The sequence below is a fragment of the Halorubrum sp. FL23 genome (assembly GCF_052439115.2).
GTDB lineage: Archaea > Halobacteriota > Halobacteria > Halobacteriales > Haloferacaceae > Halorubrum > Halorubrum persicum.
This window is the reverse complement of the sequence record NZ_JBQVRO020000002.1, coordinates 361,862-380,835: the sequence shown is the minus strand read 5'-3', so window position 1 is coordinate 380,835 and position 18,974 is coordinate 361,862. Positions and strand designations below refer to the sequence as shown.

Sequence of the window (18,974 nt, the reverse complement as noted above, 5' to 3'; positions counted from 1 at the left end):
GGCGCGCCGTCGTGACGGTAATGTCTCGACTCGCGCTCGTCGCGATCGGGTGCCTCGTCGTCGTCGCCGGCTGCCTGTCGGGCGGGGCTCCGGCCTGCCCCGAGATAGGACCGGACGGCGAACGGGTCGACGATCCGGTGTGCCCTGACCAACAGGCGGGCGGCCTCTCGCTGTCCCTCGAGCGGGACGGCGAGACCGTCCGCGTCACCGCCACGAGCGTGGACGAGGAGGCAGTCCCGGTCAACCCGGACCGGTGGGCAGTCTTCCGGAACGCCGCCGACTCGGGAGCAGACGCGCCCGAGTGGCGGACGGCGGCGAACGCGCCGGCGGGAACGCACAACCTGACCGTGATCGAACTGGCACCCGACGAGACGCAGACGTGGGAGCTCCGCTACGATCCGACCGCGTCGGACGCGTCCGACCGCCGCGACGCGGTGCTCGACCGGCCGGGCGAGTACGTCTTCTCGCTCCGGGCGAACGACCGGACCTACGTCATCCCCTTCCGGATCGAGGAGTGAACGACGGCGTCAGCCGACCGATCGAGGGGCTCCGCGTCTGCGGCGCGGCGTAGCAGTTCGGTTCCGCTCTACCGCGCACGACGGGGTCGACCCCGGTGCGCCTCTCGGCTTAGTTCGGTTCCTCGCTCTGCTGCTGTCGGTGGTGGCGGCGGAGGACTCCGACTTTGTTCGCCACCGCGGCCGACAGGTCGCGGAACGCCGCCGCGGCGTCGCCGCCGTCACTGGTCACGATCGGCTCGCCGTCGTCGGCTCCCGCGCGGACGGCCGGATCCAGCGGTAGCGATCCGAGGTACGGGACATCGACCGAATCGGCGAGCGTCCGGCCGCCGTCCTCGCCGAAGATGTCGTGTGTGTCCCCGCAACCGGGGCAGACGAACCCGCTCATGTTCTCGACGACGCCCAACACGTTCGTCTGGTACTCCCCGAACATCTGAACGCCGCGGCGGGTGTCGCCCACGGCGACGGACTGCGGCGTCGTGACGACGACCGTCCCCGTGACGGGGAGGTTCTGCAGCACCGTCAACTGGACGTCGCCGGTCCCCGGCGGCAGGTCCACGACGAGGTAGTCCAGCGACCCCCACGACACGTCCTCGAAGAGGTCGGTGAGCGTGTTCTGTGCGACCGGTCCGCGCCAGACGACCGGATCGTCCTCGTCGATCAGCAGGCCGACGCTCATCAGTTTGAGCCCGTGAGCGGTCGGCGGTTCGATCCGGTCCTCGCCGTCGACGGTCGCCACGTCCGGGTCGGCGTCGGCGCCGAGCATCTGGGGAACGTTCGGGCCGTACACGTCGGCGTCGAACAGCCCGACGTTCGCCCCGCGGTCGGCGAGGCCGGCGGCGAGGTTGACGGCGACGGTGCTTTTCCCGACGCCCCCCTTGCCGGAGGCGACGGCGATCACGTTCTTGACGCCCGGCAGGACCGACGACTCGGCGGCGTCGAACAGCGGCACGCTCGCCGAGAGCTCGGTGTCGATCCCCGCGCCGTCGGCGACCTCGCGGACGCGCTCCGCGATGGCGGCCTCGTCCGGCGCGTGCGGCGCGCCGAGCGCGAGCTCGACGGCGGCGGTCCCGTCCTCGACGGCAACGTCGGTGACGAGGCCGGCGCTGACGATGTCTGTACCGAGCGCCGGGTCGTCGACGGCGCGGAGGCGATCGCGGAGGTCTGCGTCTGAAATGTCGGTGGTTGTCATTGGTCGTGTGGTTACGCGGGTGTGGTTTCGGACGGCCGGTCGTCGGCGTCGACGACTTCCTGTGCGTCCCAGGCGGTGAACGTCCGCGCGAGGCGAGCGATCGCGGCGAAGACGCCTTCGACGGTGTCGCGGTCCGCGACGGCGTCTTCGAACCGGTCGATCCACCCCAGCCGGGAGAGCGTCCGGGCCTGGAGGTCGCGGACCGCGTCGAGGCTCCCCTCGCGTCCGCCGCCCTCGAGGAGCGCCGCCTCCCGCTCGCAGAGCGCGCGCATGAACTCGAAGGAGGCGGCGACGTGGTCGGGGATGTCGTCGCCCCGCTCGGGCGAGAAGCCGGCGGCGGCGTACAGCTGCGCCATGTCGGCGGCCGGATCGCCGAGCAGTTCGCCGGCCTCCCCGGCGGTGTGGTACCGGGAGTCCGACTCGAATTCCTCGCTCGGGTCGACCGCGTGGGCGGACGCGAACGGCGGAACGTAGTGGCGTCCCGGCACGACGAACAGGTTGTCGTACCCGATCTTCAGCGACTCCGCGTCGTGGCCGTCGCCGCGGAGGTTCGCCGTCGCGATGTCGATCGGGAACGCCTCGGCGACGGTCGCGAACGCTTCCCCTTCGAGCGCGGCAGCGATCGTCTCGGCCTCGCCGTCGAAGGTCGCGGCCAGCAGGCCGTACAGCCGCGCGCGGGCCGTCGCAATCGCCGCCTCGTCGAGGGTGTCGGGAGTGGGTCCGGACATGCGGATCACCGCCGCTCCACGTCGACGAAGGCGTCGTACTGCGCGTTGCTCCCGCCGACCAGGTCCGAGAGGCCGGTGTCGCCGAGCCTCTCGTCTAACGGCTGGATGTGGTTGATCGCGAAGCCGGCGTCGCGGCCCTTCGCGTACCCGGCCTCCTCGCTCATCGGCTCGTCGAACTGGTAGTCGCTGTGGCCGTCGGCCTCGACCGCCGGCTGCGTTTCGCCGTCGATCGTCTCGGCCGTCGCCCCGTCACCGGTCCGGCCCCAGCCCCACATCGCGCCGACGACGCCCGGACGGATGCCGCCCGTGACCATCGCGACGCCGTCGACGGTCCTGCGACCGGCGTCGATGGCGATCTCGTCGCCGTTCTCGATGCCCCGCTCCTCGGCGTCCTGAGCGTTGATCCACAGCGGGTTCTCGGGACGCGTCTCCCGGAGCCACGGGCTGTTCTGGGTGCGGTGCATCCCCTGGGTCCGCGGCTTCCAGTTGATCAGCCGGAACGGCCGCTCCCGGTCGTCGTCGCCGCTCACCGCGGCCTGTACGGTGCCGTCGTAGTGCTCGACGTCGTCGACCTTCGGAAGCGGGTCGAACCGCTCGCCGGTGAAGGAGTGTTTCCCGTTCGGGACGACCTCGCTGTAGAAGTCGACCCGCGACCCGAGTTTGTACCGCATGTGATCGCCGTCGTAGGCGTTCGAGTCGTCCCCGCGCTCGGCGTAGTCGTAGCCGTGACCGTGCTCGGCGAACGCCTCGTCGTAGCCCTCGGTCGGCTCCTCGAAGCGGCCGCCCCGGTTCAACACGGTGACGACCTTCGGCCACTCCTCGTCGGTGACCGCTGCCTTCCAGCGGTCGAGGTCGAACCCCTCGCCGAGGCCGCTCTCGTGGCTCTCCCGGAACACCCGTCGCTCGTCCTCGCTCGCGTCTTCGACCGGGTCGCGGCTATACGCGATGTTGGCGGCCAGCTTCAGGTAGAAGTCCTCGGCCCGTTCGAGCGGCCACAGGTCGCCGTCCGCGTCGGGGATGGCGCCCTCACCGACGCCGGGCAGGTCGAGCTCCGACCACAGCTCGATGAGCACGTCCTCGAACGGACGCGCGTTGGGGACGACCGACACCGCCGGCTGACTGATCTTCTCGTCGGCCAGCCGCTTGTTCGGGTACGTCCCGAAGTTCTCCCACCGTTCGAGGTAGGTCGGCTCCGGCAGGATGTAGTCGGCGTACCGGCTCGTCTCGCCGATGACCGTGTCCGAGGCGACGATCAGCGGGATCGTCTCGGTGTCTTTGAGGATCGCCGGGATCTCGTCGCCGCCGGCGACCGCCATCACGTGGTTGTTCGAGTAGGGTCGGATGAACAGCGCCTCGACCCCGTACGGGTACTCGTCGGCGGCGCTGCCGTAGAGCTCTTGGGTCGCCTGCGGCGGCGCGACGGGGAACCACGGCCGCTTCGCCGGGTAGCCGTCGTCGCGGTCGAACAGCGAGGTGTCCTCGTAGTTGACGCCGCCCCGGAGCAGGGGGATCCCCCACGGCGAGTGCCCGTCCGGGACGGAGCCGAGTTCGTACCGCCCGGACATGGTGTCGTAGCCCGCGTAGGGCGTGATCTGGCCGCCCTTCCAGTCGTAGTTCCCGATGAGGTGTTGGAGGGTGGCGATCGCCCGCGTGTTGTAGAAGCCGTTGGTGTGCTTCGCCGGGCCGCGGTAGGCCATGATCGCCGCGCGCTTGCCGTGACTGGTGAACTCGTCCGCGATCTCGGCGATCTGGTCGGCGGGCACGCCGGCCATCTCGGCGTACTCCTCGACGGTGTGTTCGAAGACGCGCTCGCGGTACTGGCTCCAGACGCTTCGAACCGCCCTCCCGTCGACCGTCACGTCGACGTCGAGGACCGCCGTGTCGACCTCGCTCGCGGGGCGCGGCTCGCCCGTCGCCGCGTCGACGGCGACGAAGTCGTCGGCGGTGTCGGCGTCCTCCGGAACGAGCCCGAGGTCGCCGGCGCGCGCCTTCGGTCCCGCGGGCTCGTCGACGAGGACGAGGTGCGTCGCGTCGCTCCACGTGGGCTCGTCGTCGTCGCTCGCGGCCGACTGCGACGGGTTCTGGAGGTACGTCAGGTCGTGGCGGTCGTTCTCGATGATCCACCGCGCCATCCCGAGCGCGAGCGCGCCGTCCGCGCCGGGTTCGACCGGCACCCACGTGTCGGCCTTCTCCGCGGTCTTCGACAGCCGCGGGTCGACGACGTCCATCCGCATGCCGTCCTCGATGGCGTTCGTCAGCTTCGGCGCGAGCCACGTCGGCCCCTTGTTGGCGACCATGGGGTTGGTCCCCCACGCGATGAGGTACTCGCAGTTCTCGATGTCGGGGTACTGCCGCTTCTTCTTGGCGCCGTGGGAGCGGACGTTGCCCATCACGCTCGAGACCCCGCAGGTCCCGGCGTGGTGGATGCTGTTTATCGATCCGAGCCCCTGGTGCCAGAGCCGGTTTCGAATGAAGTTGCGCCGGAACCCGCCGACGTCGACGATCTGGTTGGACTTCGGTCCCAGATCGGGGTGGTCGGTGTCGATGAGGTCGTCGGCGTACCGCTCGTCGAACGCCGACTTGGACAGCTCGCCGTTCTGGACGGCCTCCCAGTCGCTCATCACCGCCTCCTGCGGGGCGTATCCCCAGATGTCTTCGAGTCCGGGGTGGCCGAGATCGTCGTCGCCCTCGACGATGTCCTGAATCGCCTGCTCCCACGAGACGGTCTTCCACTCGCCCGAGCCGCGCGGGCCGACGCGCTTCATCGGCTGCCGGACGCGGTAGCTGTCGAAAGCGGTCTGGATGCCCGCCTGTCCCTTCAGACAGATCCGGCCGCCCGAGAGCGACCACCGATCGGTGTCGACGTCGCCGCTCCCCTCGACGTCGCCCATCGCCACGTCCTCCGGATCGCTGTCGTAGGGCACCTGCGAGAACGGCTGCGTGTTGAGGAACGAGTACGGGTTCCCGGCGAGCTTCCGGACGAGCGAGCTGTACTCGCCGGTGCCGCTCCCGTCCGCGAGCTGTACCTTGACCGGACAGAACGTGTTACACTGGCCGCAGGTGGTGTGTATCACGTCGCTCGCGCCGTACTCGCCGTACTCGTCGCCGACGTAGTGGTGCTCGTCGTCCGTCCACAGGTCGTCGACGTCGACCTCGACCGCGGCGTTGCTCGCCGCCGCGATGACTCCGATACTCCCGGCCGCCTTGACGAAGTCGCGGCGCGAAATGCCCGCGCCGTCCTCGCCGGAATCGTCAGTACTCATTCGTGGTCACCTCCAGAGAGCGGGGTCAGCGGAAGCGTCTCCGCACCCAGCGTGTACAACAGCAGGCCGACGCCGATCATGCCGACGCTCGTCCCCCACTCGACGAGGGTCGGGAAGTAGGACCCGTGGGGGAGCCCCTCCATCACCGGCATGACCTGCGCCGGAACGACGATGTTGAACCGCACCGCGATGATTCCGATGACGACGCTCAGTCCGGCCAGCACCATCACCGACGGCGTGCGCCGCCAGGACCGCTTGCTTAACAGCACCATCGGGAACACCCAGCTGAAGCCGATCATGAACCACCAGAACGACCACGACATCGGGCCGTACATGATCACCTGCCAGGTCTCGATCTCGTGAGGGTGGAGGCTGGCGATCGCGATGAACGTCTCGATGGCGGTCAGGGCGGCGTCGACGATGATGAACCCGATCAGCAGCTGTGCGAGCCGATCGAGCAGGTCCGGATCGACCGAATCGCCGTCGAACAGTCGGGTCCGAAGCACGTAGATCATCATCACGAGCGCGGTCCCGCTGAGCAGCGCCGAGACGACGAAGATCACCGGGAACAGTCCGCTGTTCCAGTACGGACGGGCCTTCGAGACGGCGAACAGCACGCCGGTGCCGCCGTGGACCATGAAGATCGCCAGCGGGATGCCGACGATGCCGGCCCGCTTGAGCCAGCGCTGGTCGAACGCCTGCGACTCCTCGCTCGTGTCGAGTCGGCCGAGCGCGAGCGCCGCGTAGAACCGCTCTCTGAGCCCGGAGGTGCGCTCGGCGACCCGCGCGAGGTCGATCCGCATCGAGAAGTACAGCTCCGTGACCAGAATCCCGATGTAGGCCACGTAGGCGTGGACCTCCCACGAGAGCGCCGAGGTCAGCTGGCGCCAGATGAACGGGAAGTACATCCGGTCCATCCGCCCGAGGTCGATCCAGACGAACAGCAGCGCCACCGCCATGCTGATTATGGCCGCGAACAGCGCCTCGCGGTCGATCCTGTGCATCCCCTCGACCTCGAAGACGTTGGCCATCGTGCTCACGAGGAACGCCCCGGCGGAGAGGCCGACGAAGTAGATGTAGAAGGCGACCCACGCGCCCCACGGGACGATGCTCGTGAGGTTGGTACTCGCCATGCCGCCCGTGAGCCGGAGGTACGTCGCGTACGCGCCGACGGCGACGAGAACGCCGACGACCGCGTACCAGGCGACGCGTAACCTGTCGTCCTCGAACCCCGGATCGAACTCGAAGCGTGAGCGTTGTGTTGACATGGGTCACTTGAGGTAGTAGACGTTGGGGTCGGTCCCCTCGTCCTCTTTCAGTTGGAACGCGCGCGACGAGTCGGCCATCTGTGCGACGTCGCTGTCGGGGTTCTCGAGATCGCCCATGTTCCGGGCGTCGCCGACGCACGTCTCGACGCAGGCCGGCTCCTCGCCTCGCTCCAGCCGATGCGTACAGAAGCTACACTTGCGGATGTTGCCGATCGGCGACTTCCCCTCCTCGCGTGACCCGCGGTCGACGCCGTACTCCGGGCTCGTGATCTCGCCCGCTCCCTCGACCTCGTCGTCGTAGTTCTCGCCGAAGTCGAAGTACCGCGCGCCGTACGGGCAGGCGATGTTACAGTACCGGCAGCCGATACACCGGTCGTAGTCGATGTTGACCACGCCGTCGTCCATCTTGTACGTCGCCGAGACGGGACACACCTGGACGCACGGCGGGTTGTCACACTGCATACACGGGCGCGGGACGTTCGTCCGCGTGACGTTCGGGAACTCGCCGTGTTCCTCCTCCATCACGACGTTGTACGAGACCCCGGGCGGGGTCCGGTTCTCGGACTTGCACGCGACCGTACACGAGTCACAGCCGACGCATTTCTGGAGGTCGATCACCATCCCCCACTTCTCGCCGCCCGTGCCGATCCCCCCCTCGCCGTCGTCGACCTGCGCCGTCTCCGTCGAGACCGTGTCCATCGATCCGACGGCGCAGCTCAGCGACTCGGCCGTCTCGGTCGAGACGGTCTGGTCGCCGGCGTCGACCGCCGGGTTCGGCGTCTCGCGGTACGCGTCGCCGAACTCCTCGGCGGCGGCCTCGTCGTACTTCTCCCAGTACTCGTCGCCGGAGATCTCACCCCGGGCGACGCGCTGCGCGTCTTCGGCCATCGAAACGCCGAGGTCGGTGTCCGCCTCGACGTCCGCGAGCTCCTCCCGCGGGTCGGGCCGTTCGTTCTCCACCATCGCGTCGAGGTCGGCCTTCCCGACGTTCGGGATACCGGGGAGGGTGTCCCCGTCGTCAGCGGTGCTCATCGCCACCACCCGTTGCCAGTCGTCTCGTCGCCGAGCGGTCGGGGCCGCGCCGGCGGGTTGGTCCGGGAACTCATACACGTAAACGTACACAGAGCCCGGTGGAAAGGGTGATACCAATACAGTTTGCCCCGGGTGACTCCCGAAGAGATACCCCATACTCCGGGTACCAATACTGTTTGGATCGGGGGGTCGCTCCCCCGAACGGGTTCGCTTCGCGCCGCGCGCCGCCGACCGCCGACATTATCAACGAGAACTGACACCTCCCGATTATGAACGAATCGTACCGACCGAGACGAACGGTCGGCGGAGCGGCGACGACCGTCCGCCGAGGGGGGCGACGGAGCGCATGAACTGGATCATCGCGCTCTCGATCGGGCTTCGGCTGCTCGGCGTCGGGTACTCGATCATGCTGCTCGCGAGCACCCGCGATCGGCGGTTCGGCTTCCTGACGCTGCTTTTGGCCTTCATGACGCTGCGGCAGCTGCTCACCGTCCGAACGGCGACAACGGGGATCGAGGAGCTCCCCGGGCTCATCGTGAGCGGGCTCACCCTGCTGACGGTGTACTACCTCTCCGAATACATCGACGAGGAGGACGCCGTCAAAGCGCAGTTACAGAGCGCGAACGAGCGGCTCCGAGGGTTCCGGAAAGCCATCGAACACGCCGGTCACGCGATCTTCCTCACCGATCCGGAGGGGACGATCGAGTACGCGAACCCGGCCGTCGAGACGGTCACGGGATACGAACCGGACGAGGTGATCGGCGAGAACCCGCGACTCTGGCAGTCGGGGAAACACGACGACGAGTTCTACCAAGGGCTCTGGGAACAGATCGAATCCGGCTCGGTCTGGGAGGGGGAGCTGACGAACCGCCGGAAATCGGGGGAGCTCTGCTGGATCGACGCGACGATCGCGCCGATCACCGAAGACGGGGAGGTGGAGCGCTACGTCGCGATCGAGCGCGACGTCACCGAACGGAAGGAGCGCGAGCTGCGCATCGAAGACCAGAACGAGCGGTTGACCCTCCTGAACAACACCAACGAGGTGCTCCGTGACGTCAATCGGGAGCTCGTCGCCGCGTCGACGAGAGAGGAGATCGAATCCGAGGTGTGCGAGCAGTTCGCGTCCGCCGAGCTCTTCGACGTGGCGTGGACCGGCGGCCGCGGGCTCGTCGACGGCACCGTCAGTCCGCGCTCGTGTGCGGGGACCGACATCGACTCGCTCGACGGCCATATCGAGGGGCTGTGTGACACCGATCCGACGCCGATCGAAGCGGCGCTCGACAGCTCTCGTCCGGTGTTCACCGAGACGGACGACCTCGCCGGGACGCCCGGCGAGGCGCACTGCGTCGTGGTACCGCTCGCGTACCGCGGCGCGGAGTACGGCGTGCTCGTCGTGATGACCCGCAACGCCGACGCGTTCGACCTGATCGAACGCGACATCTTCGCCGAACTGGGTCGCACCGTCGCGGACGCGATCAGCGCCGTCGAGACCAAGCGGACGCTCGCCGCGGACAGCGTCACCGAACTGGAGTTCCAGCTGACCGGGATCGACGAGCCGTTGGCGAACATGGCGGCGCGGCTCGACTGCACGGTCGGCGTCGAGTACGTCGGCGGCAGCGAAGGCGATCGCGTCCAGTACGTCACCGTCGCGGACGCCGAGCCGGAGGCCGTCGCCGAGTACGTCGCCGAGACCGACCGCATCGACGCGGCACAGCACGTCTACACCCACGAGGGGCGCTCTCTGTTCCGGGTCTCGATCGACGAGCGGTCGATCGTCGCGACGCTGGCGCAGTACGGGGCGGGCATCGACGCTCTCTCGGTCGCCGGGACGAGCGGGACGCTGGTCGCCCACGTCGCCAGTTCGAACGACATCCGGTCGGTCGTCGACGCCCTCCAGACGGCGTACGACGGGCTGACGCTCATCGCGCAGCGCGAGCGCGAGCGAGACATCCAGACCGAGGCCGGCTTCCGGAAGCAGCTGGCCGGAGCGCTGACGGACCGACAGCGCGAAGCGGCGCGCACCGCGCACTTCGCCGGGTTCTTCGAGTGGCCCCGCGACCACACCGGCGAGGAGGTGGCGTCGATGATGGACATCTCTCAGACGACGTTCACACAGCACCTCCGCGCGGCCGAAAGCAAGCTGTTCTCCGCGCTGTTCGACGACACCGTGACGGTGTCGTGAACCGTTCGCAGGCCGGATATCCAGTCGGCTACGGCGTCAGCCGGCCGATCGAGGCCCACTCCACGTCGGCGTCGCGGACCCCGCCCTCATCTGCGGTCCCGCCGCGGCCGTCGTCGCCCACCGCGGTCAGCGCGAATACCATCTCCTTGCGGACGCCGCCCGCGAGCCGCACGTCGAGCGAGAGCTCGCGCGGCGAGAACCGGTGATCGGCTTCGACGACGCGAACGAGGTGCTCGGAGTGCGGCAGGTTCTCGACCGTCTCCACGTCGAGGTAGGTCCGGAAGTCCGCGCCGAACTTGAAGCCGGTCTTCGGGACGGCGTCGGCCTCCCGGAGGCGCCTGTACACCGCGAGCCGGCGGTCGAAGCGCTCGCCCTCCACGTCGCGACCGCGGGCGACGACCGCGGCCGCGGGGCCGTCCGCCTCTGTGGCGGCCTCGCCGGCGGAGTGGCCCGCCGCGTCCACCGACGCCGACAGCGAGAGCACGCCGTCGGCCGCGAGCGACGCGGCCTCGACGAGGGAGAGCTGGACCGCGCCCTCGATCGCCGCGGCGCGGCCGGTGAGCGGCTGGCCGTAGAAGCCGCGCTCGTAGAGCCCCTCGGGGGCGTCCCAGACGACGACGCGGTCGGCGAGGAGGACGCCCAGCAGGCGGTTCGGCGGCTCGTAGTCGGTCGCGCCAGAGACGCCGCCCTCGGTCGCCGCGAAGTACGTGATGTCCGACTCCTCGTCGACGACCGCGAGGGTGCGTCCCGCGAGTCCGGCCGCCCGGAGCGACTCGCGCTCGCCCACGACCTGCACGGGGTATTTGACGTTCCCCGTGTCGGGCGTCGAGCCGCGCTCGTAGGCGATGAAGTCGACCGCGTCGGGCGCGTCGATGTCGCCGCCCGGCCACGGCTCGCGGGCGGGCGAGAGGTAGAAGCCGCGGTCGCGCAGGTCGGCGTAGACGAGGTAGCGCACCGCGAAGCGGTCGGCCGCGGCGGCGCTCTCGACGAAGAAGCGCTCGAAGCCGGCCTCGTCGCCGTCCGCGTCGATCGTGACCCCCGAGAGGTCCCCGCGGAACAGCAGGTGAGCGGCCTCGACGCGCGAGAGCGCGATCTCGTTGCCGTCGAGCGGGCGACCGTAGCCGCCGGAGTCGTGGAACCGCTGGCGGGCGTCGCCGGCGACGTGAACGGCGTCGCCGCGCAGGTGCCCTGTCGGTTGCATATCGAACGACGGGTCCGGCCGGGGTAAGGGGGTTGCGGTCGGCGACGGGAGCGGACGTTCGACGGCGGAGGTGCCCCTGCCGGGTAAGGGTAAAGGGTCAGTGGCCGGAACGGAGCGTATGAACGACACCGCCGGCCTCCGGCTCACGGTGCGTGCCGCCGAGAAGCGGGACGCGGGCCGGGGCATCGCTCGGCTCCCCGAATCCTCCCGGAAGCGACTCGGCCTCCTCAGCGGCGACACCGTCGAGATCCGCGGCGAGCGCACCGCGGTCGCGAAGGTGTGGCCCGGCGGCGCGGACGCGCGAGAGGGCTCCGTCCTCATCGACGCCGACACGCGCGCGAACGCCGGGGTGAAGGTCGGAGACACGGTCACGGTCGCTCCCGTCGAGGTCGGGGACGCCGACCGCGTGGTCCTCACCGCGCCCGCGGAGCTCGCCGACGTCGACGTGAGCCGCGAGGTGGTCGAGCGAGCGCTCGCCCGCGACCTCCGCGACCGCCCCGTCACCGAGGACGAGGCCGTCCACGTCGAGCGGCTCGGCGGAATCCGGTTCGTCGTCGCCGAGACGGAGCCGGCGGGCACGGTCCGCGTCACGACCCTGACCGACGTGTCGGTGACGTACGGGGGCGAGGCGGAGTCGGGGTCCGACACGAGCGCCCGGCGCGACGACCGGAGCGCTCCCGCAGCGCGGTCGGGGGACGACGCTCCCGCGGACCGGTCCGCCGGCTCCGCCGGGGGCGACAGCTCGGGAACCGGGACCTCCGGACCCGACGCTCGGTCCGGCGGGAGCAGGACCACACCTCCGGCGGAGCACACCGCGGGCGCGACCTACGAGGACATCGGGGGGCTCGACGAGGAGCTGGAGCTGGTGCGCGAGACGATCGAGCTCCCCCTCTCGGAGCCCGGCGTGTTCACCCGGCTCGGGATCGACCCGCCGAAGGGCGTCCTGCTCCACGGGCCGCCGGGCACCGGGAAGACGCTGATCGCCCGCGCCGTCGCCAACGAGGTCGACGCGACGTTCATCACGGTCGACGGCCCCGAGATCATGTCGAAGTACAAGGGCGAGTCGGAGGAGCGTCTGCGGGACGTGTTCGAGCGGGCCAGCGAGGACGCGCCCGCCATCATCTTCTTCGACGAGATCGACTCGATCGCGGGGAAGCGCGACGACGGCGGCGACGTGGAGAACCGCGTCGTCGGGCAGCTCCTCTCGCTGATGGACGGGCTCGACGCCCGCGGCGACGTGATCGTCATCGGCGCGACCAACCGCGTCGACACCCTCGACCCCGCGCTCAGACGCGGCGGTCGGTTCGACCGCGAGATCGAGATCGGCGTCCCCGGCGAGGCGGGACGCCGGCAGATCCTCGACGTGCACACGCGCCGGATGCCCCTCGCCGACGGCGTGGACCTGGACCGCATCGCGTCGCGGACCCACGGGTTCGTCGGCGCCGACATCGAGGGGCTCACGCAGGAGGCGGCGATGACCGCGCTGCGGCGCGCCCGCGAGTCCGACGCCGCGGCCCTCGACGACGTGACCGTCGGGAAGGCGGACTTCGAGGCCGCCCACGCGAACGTCGAGCCGAGCGCGATGCGCGAGTACGTCGCCGAGCAGCCGACCACCGACTTCGCCGACGTGGGCGGCCTCCGGGAGGCGAAAGAGCGGCTGGAGCGCGCCGTCACGTGGCCGCTGACGTACGGGCCGCTGTTCGAGGCCGCCGACGCCGACCCGCCGACCGGCGTCCTGCTCCACGGGCCGCCGGGCACCGGGAAGACCCTGCTCGCGCGGGCGATCGCGGGCGAGAGCGGCGTGAACTTCATCCAGGTGGCCGGTCCCGAGCTGCTCGACCGGTACGTGGGCGAGTCCGAGAAGGCGGTCCGGGAGCTGTTCGACCGCGCCCGGCAGGCGGCGCCCGCGATCGTCTTCTTCGACGAGATCGACGCGATCGCGGCCGACCGCGACGGCGCGGGCGGGGACGGCTCCGGGGTGGGCGAGCGCGTCGTCTCGCAGCTGCTCACCGAGCTGGACCGCGCGAGCGACAACCCGAACCTCGTCGTCCTCGCGGCGACGAACCGACGGAACGCGCTCGACCCCGCGCTGCTCCGCCCCGGGCGGTTGGAGACCCACATCGAGGTCCCCGAGCCCGACCGCGACGCGCGCCGGAAGATCCTCGACGTGCACACTCGCACGAAGCCGCTCGCCGACGGGGTCGACCTCGACCACCTCGCCGACGAGACCGAGGGGTACTCCGGCGCGGAGATCGCGTCGCTGTGCCGGGAGGCCGCCCTGACCGCCATCGAACGCGTCGCCGACGAGCACGGCGAGGCGGCCAACGACCACGCCGACGAGATCGGTATCACCCCCGACGACTTCGCGGCGGCGCTCGAAAGCGTGCGCCCGGCGACGCCGTAGGCGGTGAGAATGGACCCAGACGGCGGCGACGCGTCCGCGTCGCCCACCCTTCGCGGGCTGATCGCGTCCGTGCTCACCGCCGTTCGCTCGCGGCCACCGGCGGAGCTGGCGCTCGTCGCGCTCCCGCTGCCGGCCCTGCTCGTCGGGGTCAGCCTGCTCCCCGGCGTCGACGCGTGGCGCTTCTCGCTGGCGACGGAGGGGGTGTTCGAGAACCGGTGGACGCTGTGGACCGCGTTCGCGTCGAGCTTCGTGCACGCGGACCATGCCCACCTCGCAGACAACGTGGTCAACTACTGGCTGCTCGTCGCGGTCGCGTATCCCCTCTCGGTCGTCGCCGGCTGGCGCCGGCGGCTTCTCGGGTCCGTCGCCGTCTACCTCGCGGTCGTCCCGCTCGTCTCGGCGTGGGCGACCGTCGTCGCGCTCGGCGGCGTGACCGACGCGCCGACCGCCGGCTTCTCGGACGTGAACAGCGCCCTCCTCGGCTACCTCGTCGCCGTCTGGTTCGCCGCGCTGGCGGCCGAGAGCGACCGGGTCCGCGACGAGGGCCCCGCCGGCGTCGACCCGCGCTGGTCGCTCGTCGCCGTCTTCGCCTCGCTCGCGGTCGCGTACCTCGCGCCGAGCGGCGCCGGCTACTTCCCGCCGCTTCCGAGCGTGGGCTCGCTGTTCGCGGTCGGAGCGGCCGCCGCCGCGGCCGCGCTGTACGGCGCGGTCGGCCGTCCGCGGATCGCGGGGCTCGACCTGGCGCCGGAGCGGGAGCTGCTGTACGTCACCGGCGCGAGCGTCGCGGCCGCCGGCGTGATCGGCTCGCTGGTGCTCGTCCCCTTCGGCAGCAACGTGTTCGCGCACCTCGCCGGCTACGTCGTCGGGTTCGCGGTGCCGTTCGCCGGCGTGCTCGCGGACGGCGGCGACCGGTGAGACGGAACGACGACGGCTTTGCTCAGTCGTCGTCGTGACCGTGCCCGTCGCTGTGGCCGTGTCCGTCGCCGTGTTCCCGGACGTCCGCAGTCGTGAGACCGTCGGCGTCGAACTCGTCGACCGGCGTGACGCTGTAGTCGACCGTGAGGGTGTCCTTCGTCGCGCGAACCTTCCCGACGAACGCCGAGATGTCCTCCAAGCGCCCTTCGAGCACGAACAGCTCCATGCAGTACCGCGGGCCGACGTGACTGTGGAAGTTGGAGGCGACGAGCCCCTCGTGCTCGTGGCGGAGCCGCATCATCCGCTCCTCGACGGTCGTGGTCTCGTAGTCGAAGAGCACGGTCACGACCGCCATGAGGTCTCTCTCCTCCAGCTTCGCGTCCTCGAACTCGCCGAGGAGGTTTCGGGAGGCCTCGCGGACGACCTCGCTGCGCCCGGTGTAGCCGTGTTCGTCCGCGAATCCGTCGATCCGTTCCAACAGCTCCTCCGGCATCGAGACGCTGACGACAGTCATGTATTAACTGAACGCACCGATGTTGTTAATCTTTGAGGTTGGGGTCGCTCCCTTCGGGGGCGTCGCCGCCGCTGGCCTCGGCATCGACCGGCGGTTCGTCGGCCGGAGCGCCGTCGATCCGCGCCGAGAGCCACTCGTAGTGACCGAGGAGGGCGCGCTCGCCGGCGTCGGTGAGCGCGTACACGTCGGCGAGCCCCTCCGTCCGCCGGTCGAGGAACCCCGACTCCACGAGCGACCGCAGCGTGGCGTAGAACGATCGCGGATCGATCCGCTCGTCGTAGTGCGATTCGAGCCGGCTCTTCAGCGACTGCGCCCGCAGTTCGCCGGCGTCGTACAGCAGCGCACACAGGTCGCGGCGGCGGCCGCTGTGGAGCCACTTCGTCATACGCCCGGTTCCGCCCGGCGCCTCACGACCGTTTCGGTCGCGGGTGAGGGGGGCGGCCCCGGCTCGCGATCGCCGAATGCGAAAAAACACGATTAATGTAGTCTGTCGGTTTCTACTGGAAGGACGTTGACTAGAGAGACAGATTGTAATCGATTGAAGTGTATAATGTGTATAATTGTGTGGTCACAGAACATTCAATAGTGGAGAGTCACGAACGAGGGGATATGCGCGCGACGATCGAACGCCTGGTGTGCCGACACCGATACGAGCGCCGAGCGGTCGTGGTCAATCCCGACGAGGTCGTTGAGTGTTGCGCGAAGTGCGGTAAAGAGCGCATACGGGGCACGGCCGGCTCGTAGCGGCCGTCTCAGGTCGGGCCGAGCAGTTCGTCGAGGCGGCTGACGCGCCGGTCCCCGAGCACGCACCGCCCGCGGTCCTCGTGGCCCACGCGTTCGACGTGGACCGCGTCGAGCCCCGCGTTCCACGCGGCGCCCACGTCGCTCTCGCCGTCGCCGACGTAGTAGCCGCGGTCGGCTCGGGGGTCGACGCCGAGGTCCGCCATCGCCAGTTCGATCGGGTCCGGGTCGGGCTTCCAGCCCGTCTCGTCGGTACAACAGATCACCGCGTCGAAGCGGTCGCCGAGGTCGAGTCGGTCGAGCACGGGATCGGCGAGGAACTGCTGGCAGTGGGTGACGAGGCCGGCCGGTCCGCCGGCGTCGTCGACGCGGTCGAGCAGCCGAGCGGCGTCGTCGTGGAGGTACGTGGCCTCCGCGCGGGCGAGCGGGTCCTCCTCGGCGTGGAACGCCGGCCAGAACGCCTCGGGGTCGATCCCGAGATCGCGGAGCGTGTCCCCGCGGGCACCGCCGAGCCCGTGCCAGAGCACGTACGCCTCCCGGTCCGAAAAGGGGCGACCGAGGCGGTCGCCGACGCGGTCGAAGACGTCGCGGGTGTACGACCACTCCGCGTCGACGAGCGTCCCGTCGAGGTCGAACAGGTGAAAGTCGTAGTCGGCGACGACCATGGAGCGCTCCTAATCAGCCGGTCGATAAGTGCGTTGTGGGGCCGGGGGTGAGGACGGTAGCGCGACGCGGGAGCTAGCGCGACGCGGGAGCGTGAGCGCGGCGCGCGGCGCCGCGAACCGCGACGTCACTCCCGCACGTGGATCGACGATCCGAGGTATTTGTGACACACTTCGTCGGCCGACTCGGCGTTGAACCGGTCGAGGTCAGCCGCGATCTCCCGTGTGAGCGCGTCGAGGTACCCCTGATCCGTCCGGAGTTCGCGGAAGTCGGCGGCGACGACCTCGACGCCGAGGCGGTCGCTCGCGAGGCGCCGGAACGACGGCCCGTCACCGATCTCGCCGCGCCAGAGGCGGTCGCGGAAGAACAGCCACCCGTCCGCTCCGGGCTCGCTCGCGGGGATCTCCAGCGTCGTCTCGAACCGGTCGGGATCGACCGTCGCCTCGTCCGGATCGAGCCGGAACGTGACGGCGAAGACGTAAGCGGCGTCCATCGGGCGCGATCTGGGGACTCGGAGAGTAAAAGTACATATCCCTCGGCCGAGTCGATCCGCCCGTATGTTGGACCGCCTCCGCGACCTCACAGAGCGCGCGTACCGCCGGCACCTCCGCCGGGAGATCGAGGACGTGCCGGCGCACGTCGCGATCATCCAGGACGGGAATCGGCGGTACGCCCGCGAACGCGGCGACGACGCGCCGGACGGCCACCGCGCCGGCGCCGCCACCACCGAGCGCGTGCTCGACTGGTGCGCGGATCTGGGCGTCGCGGAGCTGACGCTGTACGCCTTCTCGACCGAGAACTTCGCGCGTCCGGACGACGAGCTGGCGCCGCTGTTCGACCTGTTAGAGTCCAAGCTCCGCGACTTCGCCGACGCCGACCGCGTCCACGAGCAGGGCGTCCGCGTCCGCGCGATCGGCGACGTCGACCGGCTCCCCGAGCGCGTGCGCGAGGCGGTGGCCTACGCCGAGCGTCGCACCGCGGACAACGACCAGTTCACGCTGAACGTCGCGCTGGCGTACGGCGGCCGAACGGAACTGCTCGACGCGGCGCGGGCGATCGCCCGCGACGTCGACGCCGGCGACCTCTCCCCCGACGATGTCGACGTCCAGACCGTCGAGGACCGCCTGTACGACCGTCCGGTCCGTGACGTCGATCTCATCGTGCGGACCGGCGGCGACGAGCGTACCTCGAACTTCCTGCCGTGGCACGCCAACGGCAACGAGGCGGCCGTCTACTTCTGTGCGCCGTACTGGCCCGAGTTCTCGGAGGTCGAGTTCCTCCGGGCCATCCGCACGTACCAGTCGCGAGAGGAGTCGTGGCGCCGGGCCCGGACGGAGCGCGCGGTCGCGCTCGTCCGGGCGGTCGCCGAGGTCGAGATCGCCGAGGCGCACGCCGTCGCGGGCCGGCTCCGCGACCGGCTCCCGATCGACGCCGACGCGTTCGCCGCCGCGATCCCGGGCGACTCCCGAGAGCGGATCGGGGCCGAGAACGGGGCCGCGCGAGACTCCCCCGCAGGTACCGACTACAAGGCCTCGCCGAACGAGCGCGATTCAGAGATGGAGTCGGCCGGCTGAGGGCCGCCGAACAGCGACGAACCCGAGTGCTCCGTGCTACGCCGGGTTCTTCCGCGTCAGGTCGCTCCCGCAGATCGGACACCGCTCTTTGTTCTCGTCGAAGGTGCGGTTGCAGCCGACGCACTGGAAGCGCCACTCGCGCTCCTCGGAGATTCCGTCGCGCGCGATCGCTTCCACGTCGATGTCGAGGCGCTCCGCGACGTTCTGCATCGCGTAGTCGTCGGTGACGAGCGTGGCGCTCAGCTCCAACGCCGTCGCGATCAGGCGCGTGTCGGTGTCGGACAGCTCCTCGGCGTCGCCGGAGCCGCGCGCGGCGCGCCGCACGTTGTCGAGAACCTCCGGGGCCGGCACGTGGATCGTCATGCCGGAGCCCTCCATCGCGTCGAAGCGAAGGGCTCCCTCGCCGGTGAGCTCCTCGTGGACTTCGGGCACCGAGACGACGTCGTCGTCGGTGGTGTACTCGTGGATAAACGCCGATGTGTCGAGAACTTCCATCAGCGGGCGACGACGATGTAGTCTTTCACCGCCTGCACGTTTCCGACCGGCACCTTGAGTCGGCCCATCTCGTCGATGTCGAAGCCCGAGCGCTCCGGGCTGAGGTGTTCGTGGGGGCTCACGAGCAGGTCCGTCAGCTCGCCCGACTTGAGGTCCATCGTGATGTTGTACAGGTCCCCGAGCTCCGTTCCGTCCGCGCTCATCACCGCCTTCCCGGAGAGGTTCTCCGCGAGGATATCGACCATATCCCCATCGTCCGGGGCAACGGTCTTAAACTCCACGGGGGC

17 protein-coding genes are annotated in these 18,974 nt (G+C 70.0%); 5 read left to right on the top strand and 12 right to left on the bottom strand.

The annotated features are described in order from the left end of the window. Positions 1-20: 20 nt before the first annotated feature. Positions 21-518, top strand: coding sequence for a hypothetical protein (locus ACT4MF_RS04110; RefSeq protein WP_444681817.1), 498 nt, complete (start codon positions 21-23; stop codon positions 516-518). Between the two features lie 109 nt (positions 519-627). On the opposite strand, the gene ACT4MF_RS04105 is transcribed toward ACT4MF_RS04110, so the two are convergent. Genes ACT4MF_RS04105 through ACT4MF_RS04085 form a run of 5 tightly spaced genes read right to left on the bottom strand, consistent with a single transcriptional unit; the run spans position 628 to position 7,998 of the window. Continuing rightward, complete coding sequence (locus ACT4MF_RS04105; protein WP_444681816.1) at positions 628-1,707, bottom strand: Mrp/NBP35 family ATP-binding protein; 1,080 nt, start codon at positions 1,705-1,707, stop codon at positions 628-630. Between the two features lie 11 nt (positions 1,708-1,718). After that, positions 1,719-2,435, bottom strand: coding sequence for a TorD/DmsD family molecular chaperone (locus tag ACT4MF_RS04100; RefSeq protein ID WP_444681815.1), 717 nt, complete (start codon positions 2,433-2,435; stop codon positions 1,719-1,721). Positions 2,436-2,440: 5 nt separating this feature from the next. Then, positions 2,441-5,698 carry a molybdopterin-dependent oxidoreductase gene (locus tag ACT4MF_RS04095; protein ID WP_444681814.1) on the bottom strand — a complete coding sequence of 1,086 codons (3,258 nt, stop codon included), beginning with the start codon at positions 5,696-5,698 and terminating at the stop codon, positions 2,441-2,443. Next, entirely contained in the window at positions 5,695-6,966 is a 1,272-nt protein-coding gene (nrfD, locus tag ACT4MF_RS04090) for an NrfD/PsrC family molybdoenzyme membrane anchor subunit (protein ID WP_099256645.1), read from the bottom strand. Before nrfD ends, ACT4MF_RS04095 begins: the two co-directional genes overlap by 4 nt. Before the next feature lie 3 nt (positions 6,967-6,969). Beyond that, entirely contained in the window at positions 6,970-7,998 is a 1,029-nt protein-coding gene (locus tag ACT4MF_RS04085; RefSeq protein ID WP_444681813.1) for a 4Fe-4S dicluster domain-containing protein, read from the bottom strand. Between the two features lie 346 nt (positions 7,999-8,344). On the opposite strand from ACT4MF_RS04085, the gene ACT4MF_RS04080 reads away from it, so the two are divergent. After that, on the top strand, positions 8,345-10,180 hold the full coding sequence (locus ACT4MF_RS04080) for a bacterio-opsin activator domain-containing protein (protein WP_444681812.1): 1,836 nt from the start codon (positions 8,345-8,347) through the stop codon (positions 10,178-10,180). Positions 10,181-10,208: 28 nt separating this feature from the next. Here the strand turns inward: ACT4MF_RS04080 and endA are convergent, their stop codons facing one another. After that, positions 10,209-11,381 carry a tRNA-intron lyase gene (gene endA / locus ACT4MF_RS04075; protein ID WP_444681811.1) on the bottom strand — a complete coding sequence of 391 codons (1,173 nt, stop codon included), beginning with the start codon at positions 11,379-11,381 and terminating at the stop codon, positions 10,209-10,211. Between the two features lie 118 nt (positions 11,382-11,499). Between endA and ACT4MF_RS04070 the strand changes: the two genes are divergently transcribed. Continuing rightward, complete coding sequence (locus tag ACT4MF_RS04070) at positions 11,500-13,785, top strand: AAA family ATPase (protein ID WP_444681810.1); 2,286 nt, start codon at positions 11,500-11,502, stop codon at positions 13,783-13,785. A gap of 9 nt (positions 13,786-13,794) precedes the next feature. After that, positions 13,795-14,700, top strand: coding sequence for a hypothetical protein (locus ACT4MF_RS04065; protein WP_444681809.1), 906 nt, complete (start codon positions 13,795-13,797; stop codon positions 14,698-14,700). A 22-nt stretch (positions 14,701-14,722) separates the two neighbouring features. On the opposite strand, the gene ACT4MF_RS04060 is transcribed toward ACT4MF_RS04065, so the two are convergent. From ACT4MF_RS04060 to lwrS, 4 genes are all read right to left on the bottom strand, one after another. Beyond that, positions 14,723-15,214, bottom strand: a complete 492-nt coding sequence (locus tag ACT4MF_RS04060; protein WP_444681808.1) for a CopG family ribbon-helix-helix protein — start codon at positions 15,212-15,214, stop codon at positions 14,723-14,725. Positions 15,215-15,239: 25 nt separating this feature from the next. Then, positions 15,240-15,599 (bottom strand): PadR family transcriptional regulator, encoded by a 360-nt coding sequence (locus ACT4MF_RS04055; RefSeq protein ID WP_444681807.1) that lies wholly within the window; start codon positions 15,597-15,599, stop codon positions 15,240-15,242. Between the two features lie 367 nt (positions 15,600-15,966). Then, entirely contained in the window at positions 15,967-16,620 is a 654-nt protein-coding gene (locus ACT4MF_RS04050) for an HAD family hydrolase (RefSeq protein ID WP_444681806.1), read from the bottom strand. Positions 16,621-16,745: 125 nt separating this feature from the next. Then, positions 16,746-17,111: an LWR-salt protein gene (gene lwrS, locus ACT4MF_RS04045; protein ID WP_444681805.1), complete on the bottom strand. Its 366-nt coding sequence runs from the start codon at positions 17,109-17,111 to the stop codon at positions 16,746-16,748. A 64-nt stretch (positions 17,112-17,175) separates the two neighbouring features. On the opposite strand from lwrS, the gene uppS reads away from it, so the two are divergent. After that, positions 17,176-18,192, top strand: a complete 1,017-nt coding sequence (gene uppS / locus ACT4MF_RS04040) for a polyprenyl diphosphate synthase (protein ID WP_444681804.1) — start codon at positions 17,176-17,178, stop codon at positions 18,190-18,192. A 36-nt stretch (positions 18,193-18,228) separates the two neighbouring features. On the opposite strand, the gene ACT4MF_RS04035 is transcribed toward uppS, so the two are convergent. Together ACT4MF_RS04035 and ACT4MF_RS04030 are read right to left on the bottom strand one after the other, a co-directional pair. Continuing rightward, entirely contained in the window at positions 18,229-18,687 is a 459-nt protein-coding gene (locus ACT4MF_RS04035; RefSeq protein ID WP_099256754.1) for an NOB1 family endonuclease, read from the bottom strand. Continuing rightward, positions 18,687-18,932, bottom strand: coding sequence for a PRC-barrel domain-containing protein (locus tag ACT4MF_RS04030; RefSeq protein ID WP_099256756.1), 246 nt, complete (start codon positions 18,930-18,932; stop codon positions 18,687-18,689). The genes ACT4MF_RS04035 and ACT4MF_RS04030 overlap by 1 nt, the downstream gene beginning before the upstream one ends. Positions 18,933-18,974: the final 42 nt, after the last annotated feature.

Excerpts from the sequence above, each read along its gene's own strand:
- ACT4MF_RS04110 (WP_444681817.1), top strand. The coding sequence starts at position 21 with ATGTCTCGACTCGCGCTCGTCGCGATCGGGTGCCTCGTCGTCGTCGCC.
- ACT4MF_RS04105 (WP_444681816.1), bottom strand. The coding sequence starts at position 1,707 with ATGACAACCACCGACATTTCAGACGCAGACCTCCGCGATCGCCTCCGC.
- ACT4MF_RS04100 (WP_444681815.1), bottom strand. The coding sequence starts at position 2,435 with ATGTCCGGACCCACTCCCGACACCCTCGACGAGGCGGCGATTGCGACG.
- ACT4MF_RS04095 (WP_444681814.1), bottom strand. The coding sequence starts at position 5,698 with ATGAGTACTGACGATTCCGGCGAGGACGGCGCGGGCATTTCGCGCCGC.
- nrfD (WP_099256645.1), bottom strand. The coding sequence starts at position 6,966 with ATGTCAACACAACGCTCACGCTTCGAGTTCGATCCGGGGTTCGAGGAC.
- ACT4MF_RS04085 (WP_444681813.1), bottom strand. The coding sequence starts at position 7,998 with ATGAGCACCGCTGACGACGGGGACACCCTCCCCGGTATCCCGAACGTC.
- ACT4MF_RS04080 (WP_444681812.1), top strand. The coding sequence starts at position 8,345 with ATGAACTGGATCATCGCGCTCTCGATCGGGCTTCGGCTGCTCGGCGTC.
- endA (WP_444681811.1), bottom strand. The coding sequence starts at position 11,381 with ATGCAACCGACAGGGCACCTGCGCGGCGACGCCGTTCACGTCGCCGGC.
- ACT4MF_RS04070 (WP_444681810.1), top strand. The coding sequence starts at position 11,500 with ATGAACGACACCGCCGGCCTCCGGCTCACGGTGCGTGCCGCCGAGAAG.
- ACT4MF_RS04065 (WP_444681809.1), top strand. The coding sequence starts at position 13,795 with ATGGACCCAGACGGCGGCGACGCGTCCGCGTCGCCCACCCTTCGCGGG.
- ACT4MF_RS04060 (WP_444681808.1), bottom strand. The coding sequence starts at position 15,214 with ATGACTGTCGTCAGCGTCTCGATGCCGGAGGAGCTGTTGGAACGGATC.
- ACT4MF_RS04055 (WP_444681807.1), bottom strand. The coding sequence starts at position 15,599 with ATGACGAAGTGGCTCCACAGCGGCCGCCGCCGCGACCTGTGTGCGCTG.
- ACT4MF_RS04050 (WP_444681806.1), bottom strand. The coding sequence starts at position 16,620 with ATGGTCGTCGCCGACTACGACTTTCACCTGTTCGACCTCGACGGGACG.
- lwrS (WP_444681805.1), bottom strand. The coding sequence starts at position 17,111 with ATGGACGCCGCTTACGTCTTCGCCGTCACGTTCCGGCTCGATCCGGAC.
- uppS (WP_444681804.1), top strand. The coding sequence starts at position 17,176 with ATGTTGGACCGCCTCCGCGACCTCACAGAGCGCGCGTACCGCCGGCAC.
- ACT4MF_RS04035 (WP_099256754.1), bottom strand. The coding sequence starts at position 18,687 with ATGGAAGTTCTCGACACATCGGCGTTTATCCACGAGTACACCACCGAC.
- ACT4MF_RS04030 (WP_099256756.1), bottom strand. The coding sequence starts at position 18,932 with ATGGTCGATATCCTCGCGGAGAACCTCTCCGGGAAGGCGGTGATGAGC.